The organism is Viridibacillus soli (genome assembly GCF_016612995.1).
Classification (GTDB): Bacteria; Bacillota; Bacilli; order Bacillales_A; family Planococcaceae; genus Viridibacillus; species Viridibacillus soli.
The window spans coordinates 1-2,643 of record NZ_JAEOAH010000068.1; the positions used below are offsets into that span (position 1 = coordinate 1).

Here is a 2,643-nt window from a genome sequence, read left to right on the forward strand (position 1 = left end):
GGATATGATAAATAAATTTTATATAATGGTGACCCCTACGGGATTCGAACCCGTGTTACCGCCGTGAAAGGGCGGTGTCTTAACCGCTTGACCAAGGGGCCATTAAAATCTGACTGCTTCAAGCAGGACAAGAATTATATTAACATCTTTTAAACAACTTTGCAACACTTTATTTGAAAATATTTTATTTTACCTCTATATAGGGCAAAATTCGCTATAATTCAACTTCTAAAATAAACAGTAAGCTTCCAACCGGGCTCGAACCGGTGACCTCTTCCTTACCATGGAAGCACTCTACCTGCTGAGCTATGGAAGCATAGACAAAAAAATGGCTCCGAAGGTAGGACTCGAACCTACGACCGATCGGTTAACAGCCGATTGCTCTACCACTGAGCTACTTCGGAACAATATTATTATCGCTTCTTTAGATGTTCATTATGTCGAACACAAATATTATTATAACAGCATATTAAAACATTTCAAGCTATTTTCAGAAAAACTTTTATTTAATTTTTAATTAATTATACCTATGTTTAAACATGTATATAGTTAAAGGTCGACTTTAATATAATTCAGTCGAGTAACGCCTTAAAACGGGCCTCTAAAGCGTTCTAAAATAAAAGTAACACCAAACTACTAACTCATACAAATTAATCCCCTAGGAGTTGCTTATAGTGCATAATTCATAATAATTTGTTGGCTATTTCTCCATTGTATCCTCTTCTCATTATCTACAAAGCCAATTTTTTTATACAAATCCTGTGCCGTTTTATTTTCTGCATTAACTGCTAATATAATCTCATTTATGTTTATAAATTTTTGCTTAATAAATTGAGGTAACTGGGATAGTATACTTTTGGAGAAGCCTTTTCTGAGATGACGATAGTCTGTTGATAATGAACGCAATAAAATAGCATTGCAATTATCTGAATATGGTTCCACTCCCTTATTGATATACAATACAAAAAAGCTTACTAACTGGCTATTATGAAATACGATAATTGGGTACCGATCTGCATCTGTTTCACACAGTTCAAGGGCCGCTAGCGGTGAATTCGTAAATTGCAATTGCTCTTCAGTGACCTGATAATCCTCCACTAACTCTTTATATTGATTATTGTAATTCACAAATTCTACACTCATAGTTCAAAATCCTCCAAACTAAAATTTGAGTTAGGTGAAATATATTTAAATAGCTCGATAAAGGGAATTAAATTGATACTAATAAATAATAGGATAAAGCTTACACTAAAAGTAGATTGACCAAACCAGCTCTAAATATACTTTATTGCAGGCGTGTTAATTAACTAATTAACTACTTTAAACCATTACAGTTGGTTGATTTCCGCTACGGGATGCTCGCTTTCCGGGAGCAAGCAACTAAAAAATGTAGTAACATCCGTTAATATTGAACATAAAAAACATTTTAATGTTAAATAACAACCTAATATTCCCCTAATCAACACACCTGACTTTATTGGAGAATTTTTATAAGAAGTCGATTATTTTAAGATATCTTTTTAAACTAAAGCATCCATTTCTAAAATACAGAAACAATAATATTGCACGCCCTCATTAACTTACAGAACTGCAGTGACCTGAAATAATTTTAATTACTCCATCATCATTTTGCCAAACCCGCGTGTAGCACATCTCACCTTCAATCGATTCAACATCTACTACTCCTTTTAAAGCAACCCGCTTCACTGTTAAAGCTACAGTATCTAAAAGTAACACTTTTTGATCTAAAACTTTAATTTCAGTAAACTTCAAAACACCTAAACGATGAACTTCATTATCAGCTGCTTTCGTTAAAATTTGTCCAAAGTGATTTACAAAAATAAGATTGTCATTAATTAGTTCTTCTAAAGCCTTTACATCACTAGTTAACATTGCTTTCCGAAGCATCTCTTCATATTCAACTATTTGTTTTTCATCCATATTCTCTCCCCCTTAATGGTTCTATAATATTTGTTGGGGTTTTCAGACAATTTAAGACAAAAAAATGCACGAACACCGCGATTTCTTTATACTTGGATTGTCTAGAAACAAGTAGACTGCGAGTGTCGTGCAAATGGATTTTAACATGAAAATACCAGGATTTGAAGCCTTTACTATCGCACACGTGGAGAAAATCACACATAACTATCCATATAGAAATACCAATCCATGGACAGATTTGTCCATCTTGTGGGGCGTTGACGCGTAAAGTACATGATTACCGTATACAGAAAGATTAAACACTTAAAATGGTTTGAACGATTAAGTGCTATTTACTATCGAAAACGACGTTATGTATGTGGAGAATGTGACAAACGCTTCCCTGAAAATACAAGATTTTTCCAACGTTTTTAACGTTTCTCAACGGAATACTTTCGGCTTTAAGAGCTTTGAAAAATTTCGTGCGGAGATCTTATTATCAAGTGAATTTAAAGAAATCTGGATCCACACCAGTTAGCATGATTTTTGTAGTCACCAACATTTGACGTTGAACCAAATTAATAAAACCCATTCAGAAATTTGTATATTTTTGGTTTAACTTTAACATTTAAGAGTATTATTATATTTTTTAAGCATAAAAAAAGTACAACTGATAAAATCAGCTGTACTTAAATGTGCCTAGCAACGTCCTACTCTCACAGG

Annotated in this window: 2 protein-coding genes and 3 tRNA genes; all 5 read right to left on the reverse strand. The window is 33.4% G+C overall.

Annotated elements, in window-relative coordinates:
* Positions 1-26: 26 nt before the first annotated feature.
* Positions 27-101 (reverse strand) — tRNA-Glu (locus JFL43_RS21755).
* A 142-nt stretch (positions 102-243) separates the two neighbouring features.
* Positions 244-316 (reverse strand) — tRNA-Thr (locus tag JFL43_RS21760).
* A 13-nt stretch (positions 317-329) separates the two neighbouring features.
* Positions 330-404, reverse strand: a tRNA-Asn gene (locus tag JFL43_RS21765).
* Between the two features lie 265 nt (positions 405-669).
* Positions 670-1,143 carry a GNAT family N-acetyltransferase gene (locus JFL43_RS21770; RefSeq protein ID WP_200750665.1) on the reverse strand — a complete coding sequence of 158 codons (474 nt, stop codon included), beginning with the start codon at positions 1,141-1,143 and terminating at the stop codon, positions 670-672.
* Between the two features lie 432 nt (positions 1,144-1,575).
* Entirely contained in the window at positions 1,576-1,941 is a 366-nt protein-coding gene (locus tag JFL43_RS21775; protein ID WP_200750666.1) for a nuclear transport factor 2 family protein, read from the reverse strand.
* Positions 1,942-2,643 lie beyond the last annotated feature (702 nt).